The sequence below is a fragment of the Desulfitobacterium dehalogenans ATCC 51507 genome (assembly GCF_000243155.2).
GTDB lineage: Bacteria > Bacillota > Desulfitobacteriia > Desulfitobacteriales > Desulfitobacteriaceae > Desulfitobacterium > Desulfitobacterium dehalogenans.
Genome location: NC_018017.1, coordinates 4,197,742 through 4,217,222, shown reverse-complemented (window position 1 = coordinate 4,217,222; position 19,481 = coordinate 4,197,742). Strand labels below are relative to the sequence as shown.

General features: G+C 45.3%; 24 protein-coding genes. 5 read left to right on the top strand and 19 right to left on the bottom strand.

Translation table 11 applies throughout. From position 1 onward, the window contains the following. Positions 1-11: 11 nt before the first annotated feature. The 5 genes from DESDE_RS20140 to wecB all read left to right on the top strand — a co-directional run bounded on the left by DESDE_RS20140 (position 12) and on the right by wecB (position 4,588). Entirely contained in the window at positions 12-560 is a 549-nt protein-coding gene (locus DESDE_RS20140; RefSeq protein ID WP_014795871.1) for a TIGR01440 family protein, read from the top strand. 65 nt (positions 561-625) lie between these two features. Continuing rightward, the gene (locus DESDE_RS20135; RefSeq protein WP_014795870.1) at positions 626-1,879 is read left to right on the top strand and encodes a serine hydroxymethyltransferase; all 1,254 of its coding nucleotides are present in this window, start codon (positions 626-628) and stop codon (positions 1,877-1,879) included. 12 nt (positions 1,880-1,891) lie between these two features. Further along, on the top strand, positions 1,892-2,521 hold the full coding sequence (gene upp / locus DESDE_RS20130) for a uracil phosphoribosyltransferase (protein ID WP_014795869.1): 630 nt from the start codon (positions 1,892-1,894) through the stop codon (positions 2,519-2,521). Further along, a complete protein-coding gene (locus tag DESDE_RS20125; RefSeq protein WP_014795868.1) occupies positions 2,518-2,982 on the top strand; it encodes a deoxycytidylate deaminase in 465 nt (154 codons plus the stop codon). Before upp ends, DESDE_RS20125 begins: the two co-directional genes overlap by 4 nt. Positions 2,983-3,400: 418 nt before the next feature. Next, positions 3,401-4,588, top strand: coding sequence for a non-hydrolyzing UDP-N-acetylglucosamine 2-epimerase (wecB, locus tag DESDE_RS20120; protein WP_041917313.1), 1,188 nt, complete (start codon positions 3,401-3,403; stop codon positions 4,586-4,588). A gap of 13 nt (positions 4,589-4,601) precedes the next feature. Here wecB and DESDE_RS20115 read toward each other — a convergent pair whose 3' ends face one another. The 19 genes from DESDE_RS20115 to DESDE_RS20025 form a co-directional block, all read right to left on the bottom strand. Beyond that, complete coding sequence (locus DESDE_RS20115; RefSeq protein ID WP_014795866.1) at positions 4,602-4,964, bottom strand: hypothetical protein; 363 nt, start codon at positions 4,962-4,964, stop codon at positions 4,602-4,604. A 13-nt stretch (positions 4,965-4,977) separates the two neighbouring features. Next, the gene (locus tag DESDE_RS20110) at positions 4,978-5,688 is read right to left on the bottom strand and encodes an N-acetylmuramoyl-L-alanine amidase (protein ID WP_014795865.1); all 711 of its coding nucleotides are present in this window, start codon (positions 5,686-5,688) and stop codon (positions 4,978-4,980) included. 2 nt (positions 5,689-5,690) lie between these two features. Then, a complete protein-coding gene (locus DESDE_RS20105; protein WP_014795864.1) occupies positions 5,691-5,987 on the bottom strand; it encodes a hypothetical protein in 297 nt (98 codons plus the stop codon). Positions 5,988-6,152: 165 nt separating this feature from the next. Next, complete coding sequence (locus DESDE_RS20100; protein ID WP_014795863.1) at positions 6,153-7,241, bottom strand: SLC13 family permease; 1,089 nt, start codon at positions 7,239-7,241, stop codon at positions 6,153-6,155. Continuing rightward, the gene (locus DESDE_RS20095; RefSeq protein WP_014795862.1) at positions 7,228-8,067 is read right to left on the bottom strand and encodes a radical SAM protein; all 840 of its coding nucleotides are present in this window, start codon (positions 8,065-8,067) and stop codon (positions 7,228-7,230) included. Before DESDE_RS20095 ends, DESDE_RS20100 begins: the two co-directional genes overlap by 14 nt. A gap of 10 nt (positions 8,068-8,077) precedes the next feature. After that, on the bottom strand, positions 8,078-8,521 hold the full coding sequence (locus tag DESDE_RS20090) for a putative ABC transporter permease (RefSeq protein ID WP_014795861.1): 444 nt from the start codon (positions 8,519-8,521) through the stop codon (positions 8,078-8,080). Then, positions 8,500-9,186 (bottom strand): DUF4376 domain-containing protein, encoded by a 687-nt coding sequence (locus DESDE_RS20085; RefSeq protein WP_014795860.1) that lies wholly within the window; start codon positions 9,184-9,186, stop codon positions 8,500-8,502. Before DESDE_RS20085 ends, DESDE_RS20090 begins: the two co-directional genes overlap by 22 nt. Positions 9,187-9,200: 14 nt before the next feature. Further along, on the bottom strand, positions 9,201-10,997 hold the full coding sequence (locus tag DESDE_RS20080) for a hypothetical protein (RefSeq protein WP_014795859.1): 1,797 nt from the start codon (positions 10,995-10,997) through the stop codon (positions 9,201-9,203). 12 nt (positions 10,998-11,009) lie between these two features. Then, positions 11,010-11,768: a hypothetical protein gene (locus tag DESDE_RS20075; RefSeq protein WP_014795858.1), complete on the bottom strand. Its 759-nt coding sequence runs from the start codon at positions 11,766-11,768 to the stop codon at positions 11,010-11,012. A 23-nt stretch (positions 11,769-11,791) separates the two neighbouring features. Then, on the bottom strand, positions 11,792-12,193 hold the full coding sequence (locus DESDE_RS20070) for a hypothetical protein (RefSeq protein WP_014795857.1): 402 nt from the start codon (positions 12,191-12,193) through the stop codon (positions 11,792-11,794). Next, the gene (locus tag DESDE_RS20065) at positions 12,193-12,738 is read right to left on the bottom strand and encodes a YmfQ family protein (protein ID WP_014795856.1); all 546 of its coding nucleotides are present in this window, start codon (positions 12,736-12,738) and stop codon (positions 12,193-12,195) included. The genes DESDE_RS20070 and DESDE_RS20065 overlap by 1 nt, the downstream gene beginning before the upstream one ends. Beyond that, positions 12,738-13,778 carry a baseplate J/gp47 family protein gene (locus DESDE_RS20060; protein ID WP_014795855.1) on the bottom strand — a complete coding sequence of 347 codons (1,041 nt, stop codon included), beginning with the start codon at positions 13,776-13,778 and terminating at the stop codon, positions 12,738-12,740. The genes DESDE_RS20065 and DESDE_RS20060 overlap by 1 nt, the downstream gene beginning before the upstream one ends. Beyond that, a complete protein-coding gene (locus DESDE_RS20055; protein WP_014795854.1) occupies positions 13,771-14,187 on the bottom strand; it encodes a DUF2634 domain-containing protein in 417 nt (138 codons plus the stop codon). Before DESDE_RS20055 ends, DESDE_RS20060 begins: the two co-directional genes overlap by 8 nt. Further along, positions 14,184-14,564 carry a DUF2577 domain-containing protein gene (locus DESDE_RS20050; protein ID WP_014795853.1) on the bottom strand — a complete coding sequence of 127 codons (381 nt, stop codon included), beginning with the start codon at positions 14,562-14,564 and terminating at the stop codon, positions 14,184-14,186. The genes DESDE_RS20055 and DESDE_RS20050 overlap by 4 nt, the downstream gene beginning before the upstream one ends. Positions 14,565-14,614: 50 nt before the next feature. Beyond that, positions 14,615-15,622 (bottom strand): XkdQ/YqbQ family protein, encoded by a 1,008-nt coding sequence (locus DESDE_RS20045; RefSeq protein WP_014795852.1) that lies wholly within the window; start codon positions 15,620-15,622, stop codon positions 14,615-14,617. 9 nt (positions 15,623-15,631) lie between these two features. Beyond that, on the bottom strand, positions 15,632-16,270 hold the full coding sequence (locus DESDE_RS20040) for a LysM peptidoglycan-binding domain-containing protein (protein WP_014795851.1): 639 nt from the start codon (positions 16,268-16,270) through the stop codon (positions 15,632-15,634). Positions 16,271-16,453: 183 nt separating this feature from the next. Further along, positions 16,454-18,484 carry a tape measure protein gene (locus DESDE_RS20035; RefSeq protein ID WP_014795850.1) on the bottom strand — a complete coding sequence of 677 codons (2,031 nt, stop codon included), beginning with the start codon at positions 18,482-18,484 and terminating at the stop codon, positions 16,454-16,456. Between the two features lie 173 nt (positions 18,485-18,657). After that, entirely contained in the window at positions 18,658-19,026 is a 369-nt protein-coding gene (locus DESDE_RS20030; RefSeq protein WP_014795849.1) for a phage tail assembly chaperone, read from the bottom strand. Continuing rightward, complete coding sequence (locus tag DESDE_RS20025; protein WP_014795848.1) at positions 19,026-19,421, bottom strand: phage tail tube protein; 396 nt, start codon at positions 19,419-19,421, stop codon at positions 19,026-19,028. The genes DESDE_RS20030 and DESDE_RS20025 overlap by 1 nt, the downstream gene beginning before the upstream one ends. Between the last annotated feature and the right edge of the window lie 60 nt (positions 19,422-19,481).

The following is a 19,481-nucleotide window of genomic DNA, read 5'->3' as shown; positions in this document are numbered from 1 at the left end:
GGCAATCATCGATGAATTTTGAGGATATGAATAAAGCTTGGAATCAGGTTTTAGATGAATTCTTTTCTCAAGCTAATTTAAGACCCCGGCAAATTGTCGTTCTTGGCTGCAGTACCAGTGAGGTTATGGGACAACATATCGGGAAGGCAAGCAGCGAAGAGGTTGCTGACGCCCTTCTTCCCCCTTTGCTGGCCAAAGTCAGGGCACGGGAACTCTATCTGGCTGTCCAAGGCTGTGAACATTTGAACCGCGCTCTCGTGGTGGAAGAAGCTTGTGTGGAGCATTACGGCCTTGATGCCGTAACCGTTGTCCCCTCGCTATCAGCAGGGGGCTCCATGGCGGTTAAGGCTTGGCAGACCTATAAGGAACCTATGATGGTGGAAACCATTCGCGGTCATGCTGGAATTGATGTGGGAGATACCTTTATCGGGATGCACCTGCGGCCGGTGGTTGTGCCTATACGCCCTTCCATTAAGGAAATTGGCCATGCTCACCTTACCATGGCCAGAACCCGACCACGGCTGATTGGTGGTCCGAGGGCGATGTATCCTGTAGTATAGCTGGTCGGCAATGTATTCGCGCTCAAGCCAGGTTTTCTTAATTTATGGAGGTAGGAGTGGGTAATATGGATTATATTAAGGAATGGATTCTCCCTCAGGATCCCGAAGTAGCGGAGGCTATCGCCCAGGAGGAAGGGAGACAACGCAATAAAATCGAGCTGATTGCATCAGAGAATTTTGTGAGTAGAGCCGTCATGGCAGCCCAGGGTTCCGTTCTAACGAATAAGTATGCGGAAGGGTATCCGGGAAAACGCTATTATGGCGGTTGTGAGTATGTGGATATTGTTGAGGATTTAGCCCGGGAGCGAGTGAAAAGGCTTTTTGGCGCAGAACATGCTAATGTCCAGCCCCATTCCGGCGCCCAAGCTAATACCGCCGTATATTTTGCCATGCTTAAACCTGGGGATACGGTTCTTGGTATGAATCTTTCCCATGGGGGGCATTTAACCCACGGCAGCCCCGTTAATATTTCCGGCGTGTATTATAACTTTGTTGCCTATGGCGTAGATCAGTCGTCAGAACGAATTGATTATGATGTGGTGCGCAAATTAGCCCTTGAGCATCGCCCTAAGATGATTGTAGCGGGAGCCAGTGCCTATCCCAGACAAATCGACTTTGCCCGCTTAAGAGAAATCGCCGATGAGGCAGGCTCTTATTTCATGGTAGACATGGCCCATATTGCGGGCTTAGTCGCAGCAGGACTTCATCAAAGCCCTGTTCCCTACGCTCATTTTGTCACCACCACCACACATAAAACTCTGCGGGGGCCTCGTGGGGGGCTGATTCTATGCAAAGAAGAATTTGCTAAAGCTATCGATAAAGCCATCTTCCCCGGCATTCAGGGCGGCCCCTTGATGCATGTAATTGCGGCAAAGGCCGTTGCTTTTGGTGAAGCGTTAAAACCGGAATTTGTGGAATATCAAAAACGGATTGTGGAGAATGCTAAAGTATTAGCAGAAGCTCTGGCTGAAAAAGGCTTCCGCGTCGTTTCTGGAGGCACGGACAATCATCTGATACTTGTGGATGTACGGCCTAAAGGCTTGACAGGGAAAGAAGCGGAGCATATTTTAGATGAGGTCGGTATTACGGTGAACAAGAACACTATTCCCTATGATCCGGCCAGCCCAATGGTAACCAGCGGCATCCGGATTGGCACCCCTGCTGTGACCAGCCGCGGCATGGATGCTCAGGCAATGGAAAGAATTGCCGAAGCCATCAACATTGCTTTGTCGGAACCCAATGAAGCAGGGGCGGCCAAAGCTCGGGATATTGTTACAGCACTCTGTGCAGAATTCCCTCTCTACCCAAATTTAGATTAGGAGTTGACACCCATGGCAAAAGTTCATATTCTGGACCATCCTTTAATACAGCATAAATTATCTTTAATCCGGGACGAAAACACAGGGTCCAAAGACTTTCGTGAACTGGTAGAAGAAGTAGCCATGCTCATGGCCTATGAAGTGACCCGGGATTTTCCTCTGCAAGATGTGGAAGTGAAGACTCCGGTAGCTACTATGACAGCAAAAGCAATAGCAGGACGCAAAGTAGGCTTGATTCCTATCTTAAGAGCCGGTCTGGGAATGGTGGACGGGATGCTGAGATTAATCCCCACAGCCAAAGTTGGCCATGTAGGACTTTATCGGGATCCGGAGACACTGAAGCCGGTGGAATACTACTGCAAGCTCCCTACCGATGTAGAAGAACGTGATTTAATTGTCATTGACCCCATGCTGGCTACGGGGGGGTCCGCTGCTGCGGCCATTACCTTCCTGAAGGACAGAGGAGCAAAAAACATCAAGCTCATGTGTTTAATAGCCGCTCCGGAAGGCATCAAAGAAGTTCACACCTACCATGACGATGTGGATATTTTTGTGGCGGCAGTGGACGATTATTTAAACGACCACGGCTATATCATTCCCGGTCTCGGTGACGCCGGGGATCGGTTATATGGTACGAAATGAAAAAGATAGAGCGACCCAGTTGGGATGAATATTTTATGCAGATGGCACAAGTCGTAGCAGGACGTTCCACATGCCTGCGCCGTCAAGTGGGTGCTGTGCTCGTTAAGGATAAACAGATTCTCAGCACCGGTTATAACGGCAGTCCTACAGGGCTGAGTCATTGTGCCCAAAAGGGCTGCCTCAGACAACAGCTGGGTATCCCTTCCGGGGAACGGACAGAGATTTGCCGGGCGGTTCATGCGGAGCAAAATGCTTTGGTTCAGGCAGCCAAGCATGGGGTTTCTATTAATGGAGCGGATATCTATACTACATTTCAGCCTTGTGTGCTTTGTACTAAGCTCCTTATTAATGCCGGTATAAAACGCGTCTTTTTCCTTTATCCCTACCCGGATCCACTGGCTTTGGAGATGGCGGCTGAAGCGGAATTAGAGCTCATCCAGCTGGAATCTTCAGCTCAATAGAAGAAAGAAAGGGCTAGGGTCTCCTAGCCCTTTCTTTGCAGTACTGGACTGAAAGAGGTTTGAAAGTTGATTCTCCAGGATTTTGCTTGTAAAGCAAAATCCTTGGGCTGCTTTTCGGGTTTGAGCAGCGCGTTGTCAGATAATGCTAACTGATCCGAGTCGTTTTTTCAACCTTTGCCGGTGCCGCTTGCGGCATGGCCGGCTCGAAAAAGATTCTTAAGAAGTCCCCAAAAAGAGCTGACAAAGACCCATAAACGTAGCTTTGCGTACAAAAGGGAACGGCTTTAGCGGAAGAGCGATCGGGTCAACGATGCTTTCTTAACGTAGCGTAGCCACTGGTTCGCATGCAGAAAGCAGCGGGGTTTGGCGGAGCTGTTAAGAAAGCGGGTTGACCAGCTCTGGAGCTATAAAGTGACCGTTGTGCGCAAAGCTACGCGACCCGGACAAAAGAAAGCTATTTTGCTGGAAGGAGAGTATTCAAGTGGAAGGAAAAAAGGTTATGGTAGTCTTCGGGACACGGCCTGAAGGGATTAAGATGGCTCCCGTTGTTCAGGCCCTGAAAAAAACGTCTCTGCACTGTGAGGTTACTGTGACTGCCCAGCATCGGGAAATGCTGGATCAGGTGCTGGATCTGTTTCAAATTAAACCGGATTATGACTTAAATCTCATGCAGGCGGGACAGACTTTAACGGACATTACTACCCGTGCCCTTAACGGTTTAAAGGAAGTGTTGGAAGAGGCTAGGCCCGACCTGGTCCTGGTCCACGGGGATACTACAACTACCTTTGTTGCGGCTTTAGCCGCCTTTTATGCCCAAATTCCCGTAGGCCATGTGGAAGCGGGATTGCGTACGGGCAATAAATACTCTCCTTTCCCGGAGGAAATGAATCGCAAATTGGCCGGAGCTTTAACGGATTTGCATTTTTCACCTACGGAAACATCCAAAAGAAACTTATTAGCTGAAGGGGTCCCGGAAGAGAAAATATATGTCACAGGAAATACAGTGATTGACGCCTTACTGACCACCGTAAAGAAGGGTTATACCTTTTCTGATTCCGCCTTAAAGGAAATATTACGCCAAAATGAAGGTCAACGCATGATTCTTGTGACCACTCATCGCCGGGAAAACCTCGGTGAGCCTATGCGGCAGATCTATCGGGCTTTAGCGGAGGTTTTAGAGTACTATCCAGATACTTATGCGGTGTTCCCTGTACATAAAAACCCCTCTGTCCGTCAAGTAGTTAATGAAGTTCTAGGTCATAATCCCCGGGTCCATATGATTGAGCCTCTGGACTATGAACCCTTTGTCAACCTCATGGCTCAAGCCAATATCATTATGACCGATTCCGGAGGAATTCAGGAAGAAGCCCCTTCCCTGGGGATTCCTGTGCTGGTGGTCCGGGATACCACCGAGCGGCCGGAGGCGGTGGAGGCGGGGACCGTATCTTTAGTGGGAACCAGCTATGAAAAAGTTCTTCAGGAACTGAGCCGCCTCCTGGGTAATCAGGAAGCCTATGAGTACATGGCTCATGCTGTTAACCCCTATGGTGATGGCCGAGCTGCAAGCCGGATTGCGAAGATTACTGAAGATTTTCTCCAATCATAGAGGGCTTTGTTGCTTATCCGGGATCAGCTTCCTTGTCGTCCTTAACTGGCGCGGTAAGGGTCTTTCCCTCCAGGCTCATTAAATAATTCTTGGCATCATCATAGAGTCTATCTGCCAATTCAACGAACATTTTATAACTAAAGATCAACCGTACATATTTGGGCAAAAGCTGATAGCCCTTTTCCACCACAAAACCAAACTTCTCTTCCCCGGTCTGCAGCGCGTACTCCTCAGCCTGTTTCTCCAACCTCAGCATCAACGAGAGCACAATCTTCCCCGCCTTGGTCCTTCCCAGGCTGATCAGATAAATAATAAAGACTGCCACAACAAGCAGCAGCCCCCAAAAGTTCTGGATATAACCTAATGCGGTTTCCATGGCCGATCTCTCCTTACAAACCTAACTTCGCGGTTTCTATCCGGTCGCTCCCGGCATAGTAGACATTTCCGTCGCCGTTCGTCCCCTGCACCCCAACCCAGTACTTATGTTTGGCCTGGATTTTCTCAGCAAAGGCTTTATGGACCATCGGGCATTTTAGCTTAAAGCTGAGCAAAAGCGCTGCTCCTACGTCTCCATCGGCATAGATTACGAGATGATCCACGTCATGCTCTCCTTTCAAATCAGCAAATAATTTAGCCCAGGGAAACTTAATCCCTGGGCAGTTTGGTCTGTTTATACTGTCAATTCTGTAATGGCCAATGATATGCCGGTTATCAATGGTGATCGCTGGGTACTTGGTTATGAGCTGTTTGTGGAGCCATAGGGTGGACTGATACTGAGCTTCTGTCAGCTCATCTCCAGGCATTCCTTCGTGTTCAATGCCGATGGTATAGTAGTTCGGATTCGTTCCATCATACAGGTTCCAATTGGGTTTATTCGCTATACCTGCATGCCAGGCTGTGTTTTCCTCTTTGACCAGTTGTAGTATGCGGCCGTTTCTTAAGACCAAATAATGTGCACTTGCCTGGGAGCCAGGATGCTGCATCCAGTCTAAGCAGCCCGGATAATAGCCGGCAGTGATATGATTGACAATGGCCAAGGGCTGGAGGGCATTGCGGCCATACCTAAAGTTGGGGGTACCTACCCATTCGATTTGCGGCATGTTTACTCTTCTTTCTGCTCGATGCGGTCAATCCGCTTGTGAGCCTGTTTTGATGACTCTTCAACCCGGGTAAGGCGTTCACCCATGGCATCTACGCGCTGCCCTTGGGTACGCTGTTCAAGTCGGATATCATCTACCCCGCGCTTAAGATACTCCATATCTGTACGGAGGGCTGTGTCGATTTCGGCATCTTTTCTGACTTCCTTCTCTGCTTCCTTAGCTCTTGCCGACCAGCCTAAGATGATTCCGGACAAAGTAGCCGCTACCCCAATGAGGGCAGTAATAAGTGTAAAGTCCAAAGGCTATCACCTACCTCTTTTAAACATGAAAGCTCCGAGCCCCACTCCTCGCCACCTCTGGCGGGGTTCGGGCCTGGATTTGGGGTATAAAAAATACGCCCTGTGTTGGCGTTGCGGTGCTGCGCAAAAAGGGTATATTACGTAGTAAGAATTTCCTTATTATCTCTAATATATTGATATATGTCCTCTCATAAAGTAAAAGTATAGTGAGAATATAGCTAACTGTACAAACACGACAAGTAACCCTTTTAAAAACATATCTTTTTGCGATAGTCCATAGCTTGACGAAACTGCCAAACCTGAGTTGGCAAAAATAGTAAGGTAACACATGCTGATAGCTTTTGTTACTAAAACATACAACCAGATTTTATCGACAAATTGACTAGCCATAACAAGAGGAAGAATAATAGTAGTAAGACCTGTATTAGTCATAATATTTGTTAGTCCACAGATAATAGTTAAAATCAAAACAATCCCTGCAAAAGAGTACAAGTATTCAGGTAAGATAAGCTGATAATGACTTTTAACTAAGTTACCGATAAGGGAACCTATTATAATGCAGAAAGTCCATATATAAACTCCCTTAAGTGGCATATTCTTCAGTTCATCTTTGCCAAGCCTAGCTATGACCAAAGACGTTAAAGTAATTAAACACATGTATAAAGGACTAAAGCCTGTTAAAGCTCCAATAATACCTATAACTGAAAGCGCTCCGATAACGGCAGTTTTTAATGACGGTTTTTTGAACTGTACTTCTTGGGGCTCTACATATGTATTTTTAATAAACATAAGTAAGCAAATAGCCGTACCTACCAAAGATAAAAAAGAAGGAAGCCAAAAAAGGCTTCCCCAGGTTAAGATATCTAATCGTTCACCAGTAAATTGTTCAAGTAAAGTCCAGCCAATAATTGTATCTCCACCGCCGAAGTAAGTCCATTCACTTCCTACCATGTTACCCCAGGTAGTGGCGAGTAATATCTCTACTTTACTTAATCCTCTAGAATTTGCATAGAATAAAACAATAGGCGTTAATATTAAAGCTAATGTGAGATCAAGCGTGAATGCACTTAAGATTGTAGCAATCATAAACCATGCAAGCATGATAATACGGGAACTTTTTATATTCTTTAATGGCATGTAAAGATATTCAAGCAAACCTACTTTATTTGCACTGATTATCAATATAGTTAAAGAAAACATTAAAGTAATGTTTGTGAGTATCTTACTCCATAGGCTCAAACTAAATATGTCCAAAACTAACCTCCCCTTTGTAACCATCAGGGTAACAACAAGTGCATCCCTTTAGCTTTCTGCTTATTTCTTGTCTGATTTTGAATTCGTTGAAATTAAATATTGTTCCAAACTTATATTTACCTAACAATGGACATGGGATAATATTCCCATGTTGATCAATCCCTATTTGGGTTGATTTACCCTCTGGGGTTGTGCATTTATATTTTACACCTCTACAACTACACCCCTTGTTTTCAATAAATTCATCCATATCATAATCAATATTTATAACTTCTTTATTACCACTTGCTCTACCAGAAGGGGCCATACGTTGAAATTTAGGATGTATATTAAATTCATTTACACTGAAGTTAATAAATTCTTCTACCTCATCTCTAGTAGTTTCTTCTTGAAGGACTTGCATAATATTAACTTTGTACCCCGTTTTTGTTACTCTCTTAATAAAGTTCACTGTTTTTTCAAAAGTACCGTTCCCCCTTAACGACTCATGTTTTTCTTTAAGACCATCTAAGCTTACCTGAAAATTAAGAAGTTCTTTATCAAAATCGCCTGTAAATTTATATGTTCCATTTGTATTAAGCTGTGTTCTTATGCCTTTACTTATGGCATACTCTACAATCTTCTTAGTCTTTTCATAAACTTGTGGGGATAATGGTTCTCCACCAGTTAACTTAAATACTTTAGGAGCAACCTTACCACTTTCAAAGAATGATATAAGGCTCTCTGCTGATATTTCTTTACCATTGTTTACAGTTGCATTTTGTAAACAGAATGGACATCTAAGATTACACCAGTTGCTTAAAATAATTGTAAACCTTTCATACATACTAAAACACCTACCTCAAGGTTATTAGCTCTATATAATTTTCATATATAGGATAATAACTACCTTCGTTAAACCATTTCCACCTAATATAGTCATCTAACCATATCCCAAAAGGGATAAGGAGAACCCACAATATTGAATACTGTGGGCATATTTGACCTAAGACATTACCAAGCTTATCAGAGTAATCCCAAACGGCAAAACCTAGATATTTGTTAATAAACAATCCTGAAAATAATTCTATTGTTAAAACTGCTGGAAGACCAACTAAGACTTGCTTATATACTTTTAAGTTTGTTTTCTGATTAAGCAGACCAATAAATAATCCACAAATCCCTCCAACAAAAAGCATACTGACATGCGTCCATCCTTTCCAAACAGCTTCTAATGAAAGGTAAACCATTCCAATCATAACAATAATAAAAAGATATTTTACCAAACTTTTTTTGTCCATTCTATCACCTCTACTTCTTCAACAGTTGTAGCAGATAATATTTGCGCCTTAAGCATATCAAAAGCTTTAATTCTTTCAGTTTTAAAGACCGCACCATCAGTTGACAACTTAATAATCTGTTCCATTGTAAAGTCAGTACAGATATATTCCGTGGCACTTTTCCACTGAGGAATAAAAGAAGGGTTAAGAGTAGCCAATGTAGCTTGACCAATTAAATTATTTTGATCATCTCTACTATTGGTATACCATTCTATTTCACCTCTGGCATCAGAATAAAAACCGGACAAGATTTCATCTTCACACTCTTTAGATATTTCATAGGCCTTATTGGCTTTATGTTCTTCCAACGATAAAGGATTTTGATATGGAGAAATTAAATTCAATTGCTTCTTTAATAGCTCTAATTCTTCTAAATTCATGTCGCCATTGTAATCATTACTTCTTGAATACTCATAAAAAAGCTCATCTGTTTCTGGATTGATATACAAAATTGAAACATATCCATTTTGAAGTTCTGGCTCTGGAATTGAATTGAGCATTCGGGCATTTTCATTACTCAACATATCTTCTGTAACACCGGTGATAGGGTCATTTGGTGTATAATTTTGATAAAACACACGTGCCTTGTCTGGGGTAATTTCTTCGTACATAATAAATACTGCCATTTGATTTCCTCCTCTTAACTTACAATTTTTAAACCATGTTCGATGGAATTCAGATATGCGTAACTATAACTCCGCCAAATACCATATGCATTAGTTGCATCCATATACTTAATATCGTCTATCGTATTACCGCCACCAGATTCTATATCACCTACAAGCTGACAATTACCTGTAAATATCTTATATCTAACTTGTACTCTATTATCTTGTGTTCTTCGTATTTCTTCACTATCACTATAATAAACGGCAGTTGGAGTGCTTACAGTTCCCGTCAGTTGCAAAGATGTATTGAATGATCGCAAAGTATTTATACGGTCAGATTGATAGATTATACCATTACAGATACCCATTCTTCCATTACCCTCAATCATACCCGAAGGATTAGGTGTAGTATTACTTGGTTTAGAGCCGATTGTGTAAGTTACAATAGGATTACCACCGGATGGGTTAAATTTCCATAAAGTATTCTCCCAATATGCATAATAATCCCGGCAACAATTAGCATATCCGGACCTAGCAATATTATATCCAATATAAATATATCCTGAAGAATCTACACATGCCCTAAAAGCAGGCATAGGACGGTTTCCAGGTATTGTGCATGTGATAGTTGCTATTCTAGCTAGAGTATTAGGGTCATACTTTTCAATAGTGACAATAGTTGGATTATTACCACTAGGTGTACACCCTACCACATACACATATGAATCATCACTAGAAGCGATTTCAAATGTCCCTGTTAGACCAATCGCCACACCACTTCTAATAGTAGCGCCATTAGAAAATTGTATCCTTTGCAATTCATTAAGCCCTTGAAATATAGTGAAATATAAGTAGCCATTTCTGGTTAAAGTTATAGGATTTATACGGTTATAGCTACCAGAACCTCCAGTTACAGGCGGACTCTGTACTGTCCATGAGGCAGATGACCCAGGCACATTTTGGAGGTATGCGTAGGAACTATAATTGCGTAATCTTAAAATGTAGTTATCATAACTAAATATCCTATCAGCATAAGTGTCACTAGCATTGGGTTGACTTCGCTGAGTCACTATAGGAGCCTTATTAAAAGCGAGTCTTAGTGATAGTGTATCACCAACAGCATATTTAGGACCTGTGCCTGTTACACCAAGAATAGACACACCTGCTTTTATATTTTGTGGAACTAAATCAGGTTGATACCATCTAATCCAATTAACCCCACTACCAATAAATGTACCTGGAGATATACCGAATAGCGCATAATTGTTACCATCTCCCCAATTATTAAAAACCATTGCACTTGTCGCGGGGATTGAATCGGCAAAATCTGGATTTTTGATAGGGATTATTCCAACTAAATCCGTCCCATCATCGTTGCTGAATGTCTTTCCAGCCAGAACGTCACCAGCAACGGCATTACCTGACGAACTAGCCCGCAAGAAAAAACAAGGAACGGAAGAATCATACCACACTTGGAATACTCGCCATTGCTTCACTTTTCCAGCCCCAAGCTGTGTGGATGTAGCAATGTTTTTCAGTGGTAAGGCTGGGTTATTATCAATTTTAATTGTTACTGGTCCCGTTGATGATAGGTTTACCCTTAAACTATATAATTGCATGTTTTTCAGGGTAATGTTCTTACCAGTATTAAACACGTAGTTATTAACGTTTGTATTATCAAGTAATGTCGCATTTTCCGCAAAGTGCGTAGCAAGAGTATCTCCTTCGGCGTTGATCAATACATTCTCGGCAGTGGTAATCGGCAAAACGGAATCCCAGCCATTGTTCGTTGCATTGCGCTTTTTTATAACTGTGTTGTATGTGGCCATTTTAAGCCCTCCTTAAATAATTGCATACCATAAGTCTCCACTGGAGGGAGACTCTGGTTCGGTGACATTTACTGTTATGCTAGGCAACCCGTCAAGTTTTGATTTATCCACGCCGCTCATCAGACCGGCATTACCGCCTGCTACGGCACCCGGAATTACGTCGGCACCACCCGTGATATGTGTTGCTCCGTGGGCAGAGGGTGTACCTGACGCGTGTGAGTGTGAAGATATCACTCCTGTAAGTTTGGCCTCAATCTCAGCTTTGGTGATGTCACTATTTTTCTGAGCATTAGCTGGAGCGTGGGCGGATTGGCTATGATCGTAAGCTGTTTTTCCACGGTCACCGCGATAGGCTGTACTTGACGTTTCACCCAAGGCCAGTGAGGCACTTATTTCAACATAACCAGTACCGCCCCAGCGATAGGTTTTATTCGTATCTATTGCGATGTAGATTTTCCCAGTTTCGCCGCTCGAGGGAAATGCGGCCTGATTTGCGTACTCTAAAACATCGTCTACATAGGATGGCAACTGCGATGCAGGCACTTTGCCGCTTGCATCTAGTTCAGGATACCCGTTAGCCGTTCCTTTTTTACTCGCATTTTCCGGCGTAAAACCCAGAGCAGTTTGCTTACCATTCCACGATGCTTTTTCAGTATCTGACACAAACCTTTTAGCCGCGGATTCGGTTACGTTCTCGGCTTTTGTCTTCGGGCAGAGATTATCCCAAATTTCTCCGTTTCTTTGCTTGATTTGGACGTTTATATCTGCCATGGTATTGTCCACCTCTTCCTTTATTAACCTTTTATAGGCTCAAACCAATAACCATCAGTTTCCTGTGGAGTAGTGCTGGTTTGAGCATTTGCAATATTTACTCCACCGTCATCAAAATTTGCTTCAGATCCTATTGCAAACCATAGTGTTTTATGGTTCACTGCTGATGGCTCATCTTCTTGCAAATAGATACTTTCCGCCTTATGCGCAGCAAGTGCGCTTGCCACGGCCCCCGCTGCAGAGCCGGCGGCACTATCCGCGTAGGACTTGGCAGCAGCCTTCGCCGCATCGGCTTTGGCTTGAGCTCCGGGGATAGTTTCCGCATGATCATCCACAGCCTGAAGCATTTCTCTGATGGCTTGCCTTGAAACATTCTCATTTCCTAAGGGTAAGGGTATTCCTAATCGTGCTGATTGTTCTGGCATCAGCTAAGCACCTCCAATTCATTCCAGGTAAGACCTTGAGCATCGAACTGAGCCCAAGTCCAGTTTTTAGCATCAAGCTCATACCACACCAGATAAGTAAATTCATAGATGGCTTTCAGATGAGCCGGTTTTATTTCCTCAACAGCATCTTTAAGATCATCCAGATTGGGCGGTATTCCTTTGGTCCCTATAAATTTCACAGTAAATTGATAATTGGCGTTATCTTCGGCAATTTCTACTTCCCCATTGCTGAAGCTCTCCGCGGCATTTTTGATCATCGAGCTTGTTGTTGAACCTTGGCCGCGCATCTTGCTTAATAGTCTTGTTCTGCGGTAATCATAAGATCTTGAGACATCTGTTTTAAGCCCATAGGCCTGCTCCCAGTATCTTAGTCCCCAGGTAGCTGTGTTAACATCCAGTTGCTTAAACACATCGGCTTTAGCCGCCGCTGCAGCCGCAATCTGATTTCCCAAAGCCTCCTGCAGTTCTACGACTTCCTGACTGTTCTTGTAATTGGCCGGCAATAACTCAATCAGCTCCGCCATTAACTGATCACCACCATTCCTGCTACAGGGACCTCATTAGCGGCAATGGTAATATTTGATGTGCCGCCATTAACGGTTAGATCTGCATAGTCAATGACCCCTTCGATATCCAGGAGCATAAAAGCAAGGCGATTGTAAATCAGTTCATACTTTTCAAAAGCAATGCTCTGCAAATAAGCGTTCAGGCTGTTCGCAAAAGCTTCCTTCACCGCGGACTTGGTGGTTGTACTTTCAATAGTAATGGTTGCCTCCACATTAATCGTAAGTGCCGAGGCACTTTCTACGGTCACCGTTGCTCCAATGGGTCTATTCTGATCGATATGGTCAGCGCAACGCGTCACAACCTCTTGATCCACAGGAGCTTTAGCAGGGTTTACAATCAGGACCTTAACCGTGCCCGGTCCATTCCAAAGCGGAGCTACCTTTACCCCGCCCACTCCATCAACAGCCAAAGCCCATTGTTCGTAATGATAAACATTGCCGCTGGTCGCCGGCTTGCGAAGATAGGCATAGAGCCTCTCCACCAGGCTTTTATCGCTTTCCGGGTCTGTGCCCCCGACAGCAGCTTCATTGGTTACGCCGGTAAGTCCCGAGATGCTGACAATCTGCTGAGTAATGCTGCCGCTGAGAACATTGTAGGCTTCGCCTGCTTCGGCCGCTATGGCTGTGGTGCTGGCTGCTCCGGCGGTGAGCGTAACCGCCGACTCAATCACAAATTCCAAGCCGTCACCTGTTAGAAAAACCGCCCCTTTAGGAACCACCTTACCGTCAACTCCTGTGAAGTGAAGCACTGCGGAAGCCTTTGTACCGGATTTTCTGGTGATCCCATAATTGGCAGCCTTTTTGTCAATATATACTCCGGAGGTTTCATCCACATAGACCATGGGGATAAGGGCATTCAAACTGTCGTAAAGCTTCCAGATCGCCAAAGCGGTGGGGCTGACAAGATTATTCGTATAGCTTCCTTCCCGGACATCCACCTGCTCAAGTTCATTTAGGATGTTTTCTTTGATACTTTCAGGAGTAATCGTTTCAAACATTAAGATTCACCTCCCCATAAACTGTGATTATTCTGCAGCCAACCTTTACTGTTTCATTGGCAAAGTTAACTGTTATATCGGCTACATCTGTAATATATGGATTGATTAACAGGCATTCCCTTACAAATCGGCTTACCTCAGAACGTTTGAGGTCATCTGTAAAAGGCTGGCCAATCAACTGCTCCACTTCGTTGCCATAATTCCAGGTGTAGATCTCATACCGGTACCTGGGGGTATGGAGAGCGTTCCATGCCCAAACCAAAACGGCCCTTGCCCCGGTGACAAAAGAGGGTGAGCCGTTTTTATAGATCGGACTATCCAGTTCAAAGTCCCAGTCCACTTCCCGGCAGAGGGGTAACGCTATTTCAACCCTTGCCGCCTCCGGCTGAATCATGGGAAAAAGGCTCATAGGCTCACCACCTTGCAGAGTACGATAAATTTCTGATTATCCTCAAGGGAGAGCAGCAGGACAGTGTCATCTTCAGCCAAACTGGTTTTTACCCTGGCGGCAGCGGATAGATGGCCACCGGCAATGGCCAGATTGGCCGAGTCGCCATGAAGGGTTCCGGTGAGATCACCTGATAGTTCAGACATAGATAGAGTTTCAGTCCGCTCCCCAATTCCTGCGTTGATCAGCAGGTCATCCCCTGACAAAAGTATTCCTGAAGCGCTCACTTTGAGAGGATTGGTGTTGACGACTTTTCCTAAGCGATAAGCTGTAGGTATTTGTCCTTTGGCTTCGCCGCGCATAGTCTCCAGAAGTGTTGTAAAAGGATTGTCTTCCATTGCATGTCACTCCTTTCTCTGTACTAAGGCCCCAAGCTGAATGAGAGTCTTCAACCGGCCGTCTTTTCTCCGCTCTTGTTCGGCAATGAGCCCACCTCCTTTTCGTCCATCATGTTTTTAAAGTTGATGACCAATTGATTGAGATAAAGGCCGTTCTTCCAGGTATGGGTGTCCTGATCAATGTAGAACAGTCCGTAAAGCCCTGTATAAGGTTCCCGGACGACTACGGTGCCCCCTGAGACATTGGCCGCATTTCCAAGATTATTGATGGTGATCTTCTGCTGCAGGCCATTGTTATCCAGCATCTCCTGGGCTTTCCCTCCGGCATCTTCATCATCTGACTGCCGGATAGAGTCCTGCATCAATCCGTACAGCTCAATCAAGGCGTCGTTTTTGATATGGCGGATAAAGTTGTCGTCTTTATCGTAGAGCGTAACCTGATTAATCAGATTACTGATACTTTCCGATGTGCTGGCATCCATGAGATTGGAGCCGCCCTCAATCACCAAAGTCTCATCGGTAACCTTCTTTTCCAGGACATAAAGCTTGGCGCCCTTAAAGGCAAGATAATATTTCTTCTTGGTCTGATACGAGGCCAGGGTGTAGGCGGTCTGGATGATGTCATAGAGAGTCGAGCCAAGAAAATTACGGCTGATTTTAACCCTTGTGTCAACGATTTCCCCAATTTCGATATCAAAATCCGCGCAGATCCTTTTGGCAATCGCCTCCGGAGTCTGATTCGTGAATTTATACGATGTTTTGTTGCGTTTGAGGTAGATTCCCCGGTCAAAACAGGCTATGTCTATGGTGCTGCTCCCTGTATTTTTAGTGCGCTCAAAGATATAACCTTCGAACAATACTGTATCGTCCTGCATGAGCAGGATAGCATTTCCCAGGTCGCATTGGACCACGGGGATGTGTTTGTCAAGGGGAGAGGACAGCAGACTGAAATCCAGGGATCGGGCACATTGCTGATAATTTCCGGACCAGGTTATCTGGGGGACCAACTGACTTATGTCGAATTTCCCCTCTTTATTTTTTAAAAACAGTTTAACCACGGAAATGGGTCACCCCCCTTGTACCAGTTGGCTTTTATCCGGCATGTCGAGCTTTTGCCCTGGAAATATCAAATGAGGATTGGTAATCTTATTGGCGTCAGCTACTTTAGGATATAGGTTCGCATCCCCATAAAACTTTCGGCAGATGGCGCTTAGGGTATCCCCGCTCTCGACGATATAAGGCGAGGACTTGACTACGGTTACAGCTGCCGGCCTGGATTGGTTTTCCATACCGCTTTGCTCAACCTTTACGGCGCTTAATGGTCGGTATTCGCGCAGAGCAAGGGTTGCGTAAACATCATGGGTTCCGTCCCGCTCCGAGTAAGTAATGGATTCCACTAAAACCGGGAGATTAACGGGGGTATCAGGAATAATAAAGCGAATCACCTTGCCTTTATCGCAGAATTTTTGAAAGGTCTTCACATAGGTATAGGGATTCTCATCGGCAAGGGAAAAGGGGTAGGGCCGGGCAGGGAAGAGGCAGTCTATCTTGATTGAGGCAAGGGTCCCATAGCCCGCTATATTAACATCACCGAGAGTATGAATATGGATGGTCTCTATCCTTATGCCATGGCCAATTGCAAAAGACGGGGGCGTAACCGGGAGCAGGAGTTCCCGGTTTCCGTCTTTGAAGATGAATTTTCGCAAACAGTTCGCCTCCTTTTAGGGTAGAAAAAAGCACTCCATTGCAGAGTGCTTGTAGGGTATATAGTTTAGTTTGGTAGAGCAAAAGGGTGCAGTGTGGTTGGGGTTCCTCTGAAGGGAGGTGAGGCCATGGAGGTGAAATTCCCAAGCGTTTGGGAATTTGGGGCAAGAAAAGACATTCCAAAATCAAATGGCCAGTGCAGAGGCTCTCGCCATGTTCCGGGCCAGCTCACGGGCTATTTTGCCGATATCCGCTTCCTCCCTGATGATGAAGCTGTTGCCGGTGATGCTTATATTGCTTGCCCCGGAACCTTTTAAGGCCCGTGCTTCACTGGCGGTCAGAACCCGCTCGCCCTCGTGGAGAAGCGCTGGAAAATTATCATAGGGTACATAGCTTATGCCATAGGCAGCCACTTTACCTGACCCCGGTACAGACCCTGCTACCTGGCCATTCCAGCCATAATCATAGGCATCGCCATAGCCATAAGGAGAAGCGGCCGAAACGGCCCTACGCCCTTTTTCAAATTCCTCTTGCAGAGCTTTGCCCGTATTCCAATACTCTTTTTTTAATGATTGGTCTTCACGGATTTTTTTTATAAGTTCCTGATCAGTAGCGAGCTGTAGCTGATACCCTTCACTGGCTTTATATTCATTCTCTCCTTTTGCCTGGGCCTCGGCAAGGAGTTTTCCCATCTCAACCCGGTTGCCCTCTGCCGCTGCTTGCTTATATTCATCGGAATCCATCATCTCATCCATAGAGTTGCGAATAGCGGCTTCATGGTCGTTCTCCAGGGACGCTTTCCACTCACCGATCATCCGGTTGGCTTCCTTTAGCTTCTCGCCGCTTTCCCCCTCAAAGTAGTCGATCTGAGCTTGAATACCTTTTTGGCGTTCATGGGTATAGCCCTCCCCCATAGCCGCATCCATATTGCCCTGAGCATCTTCCAAGTTACTCATAAGCCCTTGGTAGCTTTGATTTTGCTTCTCCATATTTCCGGCGTGCTCTGTGCCCATATAATCAGCGATTGCTTTAGCGGCCTCGACACCGGGAATTAACCCATTCGAGACCATGTCTTGTATTTGGGCCTCTGTTTTGCCGGAAGCTTTGGCTAAATATTCAAAAACTGGGATGCCTCTTTCAAGCAAGGGGCTCAGGGACTCCAGCGTAGTTTGACCGGTGGACCTCAGGCTCCCCAAGCTTGCGGCTACGTAGTTCATATCTTCACTGCTCATCCCCAAAGCCATTCCGGCATCCCCGATTTTGACAAGTTCCTCAAACACTTCGTTCTGCTTGTAGCCATTAGCAAGCATAGTCTTGCTTATAGCAGCGAGCTGATCATAGTCAAAGGGTGTAGCCACGGCAAAGTCTGCCATCTCCGCCAGGAAATCTTTAGCCGTCTCATCACTGCCCAACACTCTGCCAAAGGCCAACTGCGTCTGCTCTCTGCTACCTGCAATACCTATGCCGCGAGTGAGGGTATCGGACTCTTGTTGCTTTACGGCCTCATATTGGTCGCGTACACTGCTTTTGAAGATATCGTCTTCTTTGGAATAGTTGGACGCTTTTCCACTTGCAAACCCCATTACTCCGCCCGCAATAGCTCCAACGGCTGCTCCGGGTAGCCCTCCTATCATGCTCCCCATGGCGGCTCCGCTAATTGCACTGCCTATCGTGCTTTGGACCATTGTATTTGTATTTGAACCAAATGCGCTGCCAATCGCCGCATCCGCAATCTGTGCAATGTCCCCCGAAAATCTTGCTATTCCTGCCTCCGCCAAAGTGCCGATCAAGCCTGCCTTGCCGCCAGCTGAAATTCCTGCCTTGCCACCACCTGAGACACCTGAAATGCCTGCCTTATTTCCCATTTTCCCGATTGTCTTGTCAAGACTATGAAGAGTCTTTTCTGTCTGATGAGCATCATTCTCAAGTAAGTTCAGGCTTGTTCTGGCATGATCAACATTTATCTGGTTTATCACCGTGGACATATTAGCAGCGGCTTCGCCTGTTTTGGCAAATCGCGTTTCTGCTTTTCTTAAGGCTTCGTTTGCTTTAGCTGTATCAACTTTGAGACTGATTTTCTTTTTATTTAAACTATCAAGCTTAGACGAAAGATCAGCAAGATCTTTATTAAATTTATGGCTCGCCTCGCGCATCGTAGTGATTTTCTTTGTAAAATTATCCTGGACTGAAATGGCTATACTGATATTTCTCCCCATATGTTCACCTCCAATCGGCTATGTTTTCATTCGCGAGCTGCGGGATTCCATGTGCATTTCAAAGAAGGCTCTTATCATCACCTTTTCCCCTGGAGGCAGGTTATAATAAGAGCCTGGGGTCATGTTCTTCTCGACAAACAAATAGTACATGAGCTGGATCTCAGGATCCGACTCTATTTTTTTTTAACCTCTTCCACCGTAGTAACCCGATAGCCGCTCAGCTTCTCGATTTCCCGGGAGATATCCTCGATTTCCCCCGGTAGGAGCATGGTTTTGATCATTTCCGAGGGCGTCACCGCATTATATTTTTGCTTAAGCTCCTCCGACTTCAGATCGGGAGAGATGACGCCGGCTAAGAGAATATGGACCTCCATATCGCCGCCGGCATGACTATTCTTAATCTCGGCCACCCGGTTGAAGCTAAGGGCTCGCAGCCGGAAGATAATGTCCCCGCCGCAGGCTTTGCTCAATCGCTTTAACTTAATTTCTTTCTCCGGCATATTGGGCCGGTCCCCTTTAAGCAGCAGCTCTAAAGTATCCATTATCTCGCCTCCACAGCGTCAAGAAGTTCATAATCCGTAAAGGTAAAGGGAGCTTCGATTTTCCCATTGGTGGCTACTTCCCAATCGGCCAGTGTCAGATCGTCGAAGCTCACGTTTTTCAGCACAACCCGCTCAGCACCATAGGCATCCGGGTCATTCAGCTTGGAGATCACTACGAAACGCAGATCTCGACCGTTGCGGATAGATGCGCCAATAGCATTAGCCATCCGACTGGAAACTTTGTGCATCCGCAAGGAGCCTGTGCAGCTGATACTGGAGACTTTTTTATCCGTAGCCATCCGGCCGCAAATTTGCACATCTTCTTTATTAAAACTTACTTTAGCCTGCATGCCGTAGCATTCGCCCACATAGGCGTTATCCAGCCAGACTTCCATTATGTTATCCTGCGGGCTATTTATCCCACAGCTCTATATGTTTCCATATAGTTCAGACTA

What these genes read in the sequence shown, in the direction of transcription:
- DESDE_RS20140 (WP_014795871.1), top strand. Translation starts at nt 12, where the DNA reads ATGAATTTTGAGGATATGAATAAAGCTTGGAATCAGGTTTTAGATGAA.
- DESDE_RS20135 (WP_014795870.1), top strand. Translation starts at nt 626, where the DNA reads ATGGATTATATTAAGGAATGGATTCTCCCTCAGGATCCCGAAGTAGCG.
- upp (WP_014795869.1), top strand. Translation starts at nt 1,892, where the DNA reads ATGGCAAAAGTTCATATTCTGGACCATCCTTTAATACAGCATAAATTA.
- DESDE_RS20125 (WP_014795868.1), top strand. Translation starts at nt 2,518, where the DNA reads ATGAAAAAGATAGAGCGACCCAGTTGGGATGAATATTTTATGCAGATG.
- DESDE_RS20115 (WP_014795866.1), bottom strand. Translation starts at nt 4,964, where the DNA reads ATGGAAACCGCATTAGGTTATATCCAGAACTTTTGGGGGCTGCTGCTT.
- DESDE_RS20110 (WP_014795865.1), bottom strand. Translation starts at nt 5,688, where the DNA reads ATGCCGCAAATCGAATGGGTAGGTACCCCCAACTTTAGGTATGGCCGC.
- DESDE_RS20095 (WP_014795862.1), bottom strand. Translation starts at nt 8,067, where the DNA reads ATGTATGAAAGGTTTACAATTATTTTAAGCAACTGGTGTAATCTTAGA.
- DESDE_RS20090 (WP_014795861.1), bottom strand. Translation starts at nt 8,521, where the DNA reads ATGGACAAAAAAAGTTTGGTAAAATATCTTTTTATTATTGTTATGATT.
- DESDE_RS20085 (WP_014795860.1), bottom strand. Translation starts at nt 9,186, where the DNA reads ATGGCAGTATTTATTATGTACGAAGAAATTACCCCAGACAAGGCACGT.
- DESDE_RS20080 (WP_014795859.1), bottom strand. Translation starts at nt 10,997, where the DNA reads ATGGCCACATACAACACAGTTATAAAAAAGCGCAATGCAACGAACAAT.
- DESDE_RS20075 (WP_014795858.1), bottom strand. Translation starts at nt 11,768, where the DNA reads ATGGCAGATATAAACGTCCAAATCAAGCAAAGAAACGGAGAAATTTGG.
- DESDE_RS20070 (WP_014795857.1), bottom strand. Translation starts at nt 12,193, where the DNA reads ATGCCAGAACAATCAGCACGATTAGGAATACCCTTACCCTTAGGAAAT.
- DESDE_RS20065 (WP_014795856.1), bottom strand. Translation starts at nt 12,738, where the DNA reads ATGGCGGAGCTGATTGAGTTATTGCCGGCCAATTACAAGAACAGTCAG.
- DESDE_RS20060 (WP_014795855.1), bottom strand. Translation starts at nt 13,778, where the DNA reads ATGTTTGAAACGATTACTCCTGAAAGTATCAAAGAAAACATCCTAAAT.
- DESDE_RS20055 (WP_014795854.1), bottom strand. Translation starts at nt 14,187, where the DNA reads ATGAGCCTTTTTCCCATGATTCAGCCGGAGGCGGCAAGGGTTGAAATA.
- DESDE_RS20050 (WP_014795853.1), bottom strand. Translation starts at nt 14,564, where the DNA reads ATGGAAGACAATCCTTTTACAACACTTCTGGAGACTATGCGCGGCGAA.
- DESDE_RS20035 (WP_014795850.1), bottom strand. Translation starts at nt 18,484, where the DNA reads ATGGGGAGAAATATCAGTATAGCCATTTCAGTCCAGGATAATTTTACA.
- DESDE_RS20030 (WP_014795849.1), bottom strand. Translation starts at nt 19,026, where the DNA reads ATGGATACTTTAGAGCTGCTGCTTAAAGGGGACCGGCCCAATATGCCG.
- DESDE_RS20025 (WP_014795848.1), bottom strand. Translation starts at nt 19,421, where the DNA reads ATGGAAGTCTGGCTGGATAACGCCTATGTGGGCGAATGCTACGGCATG.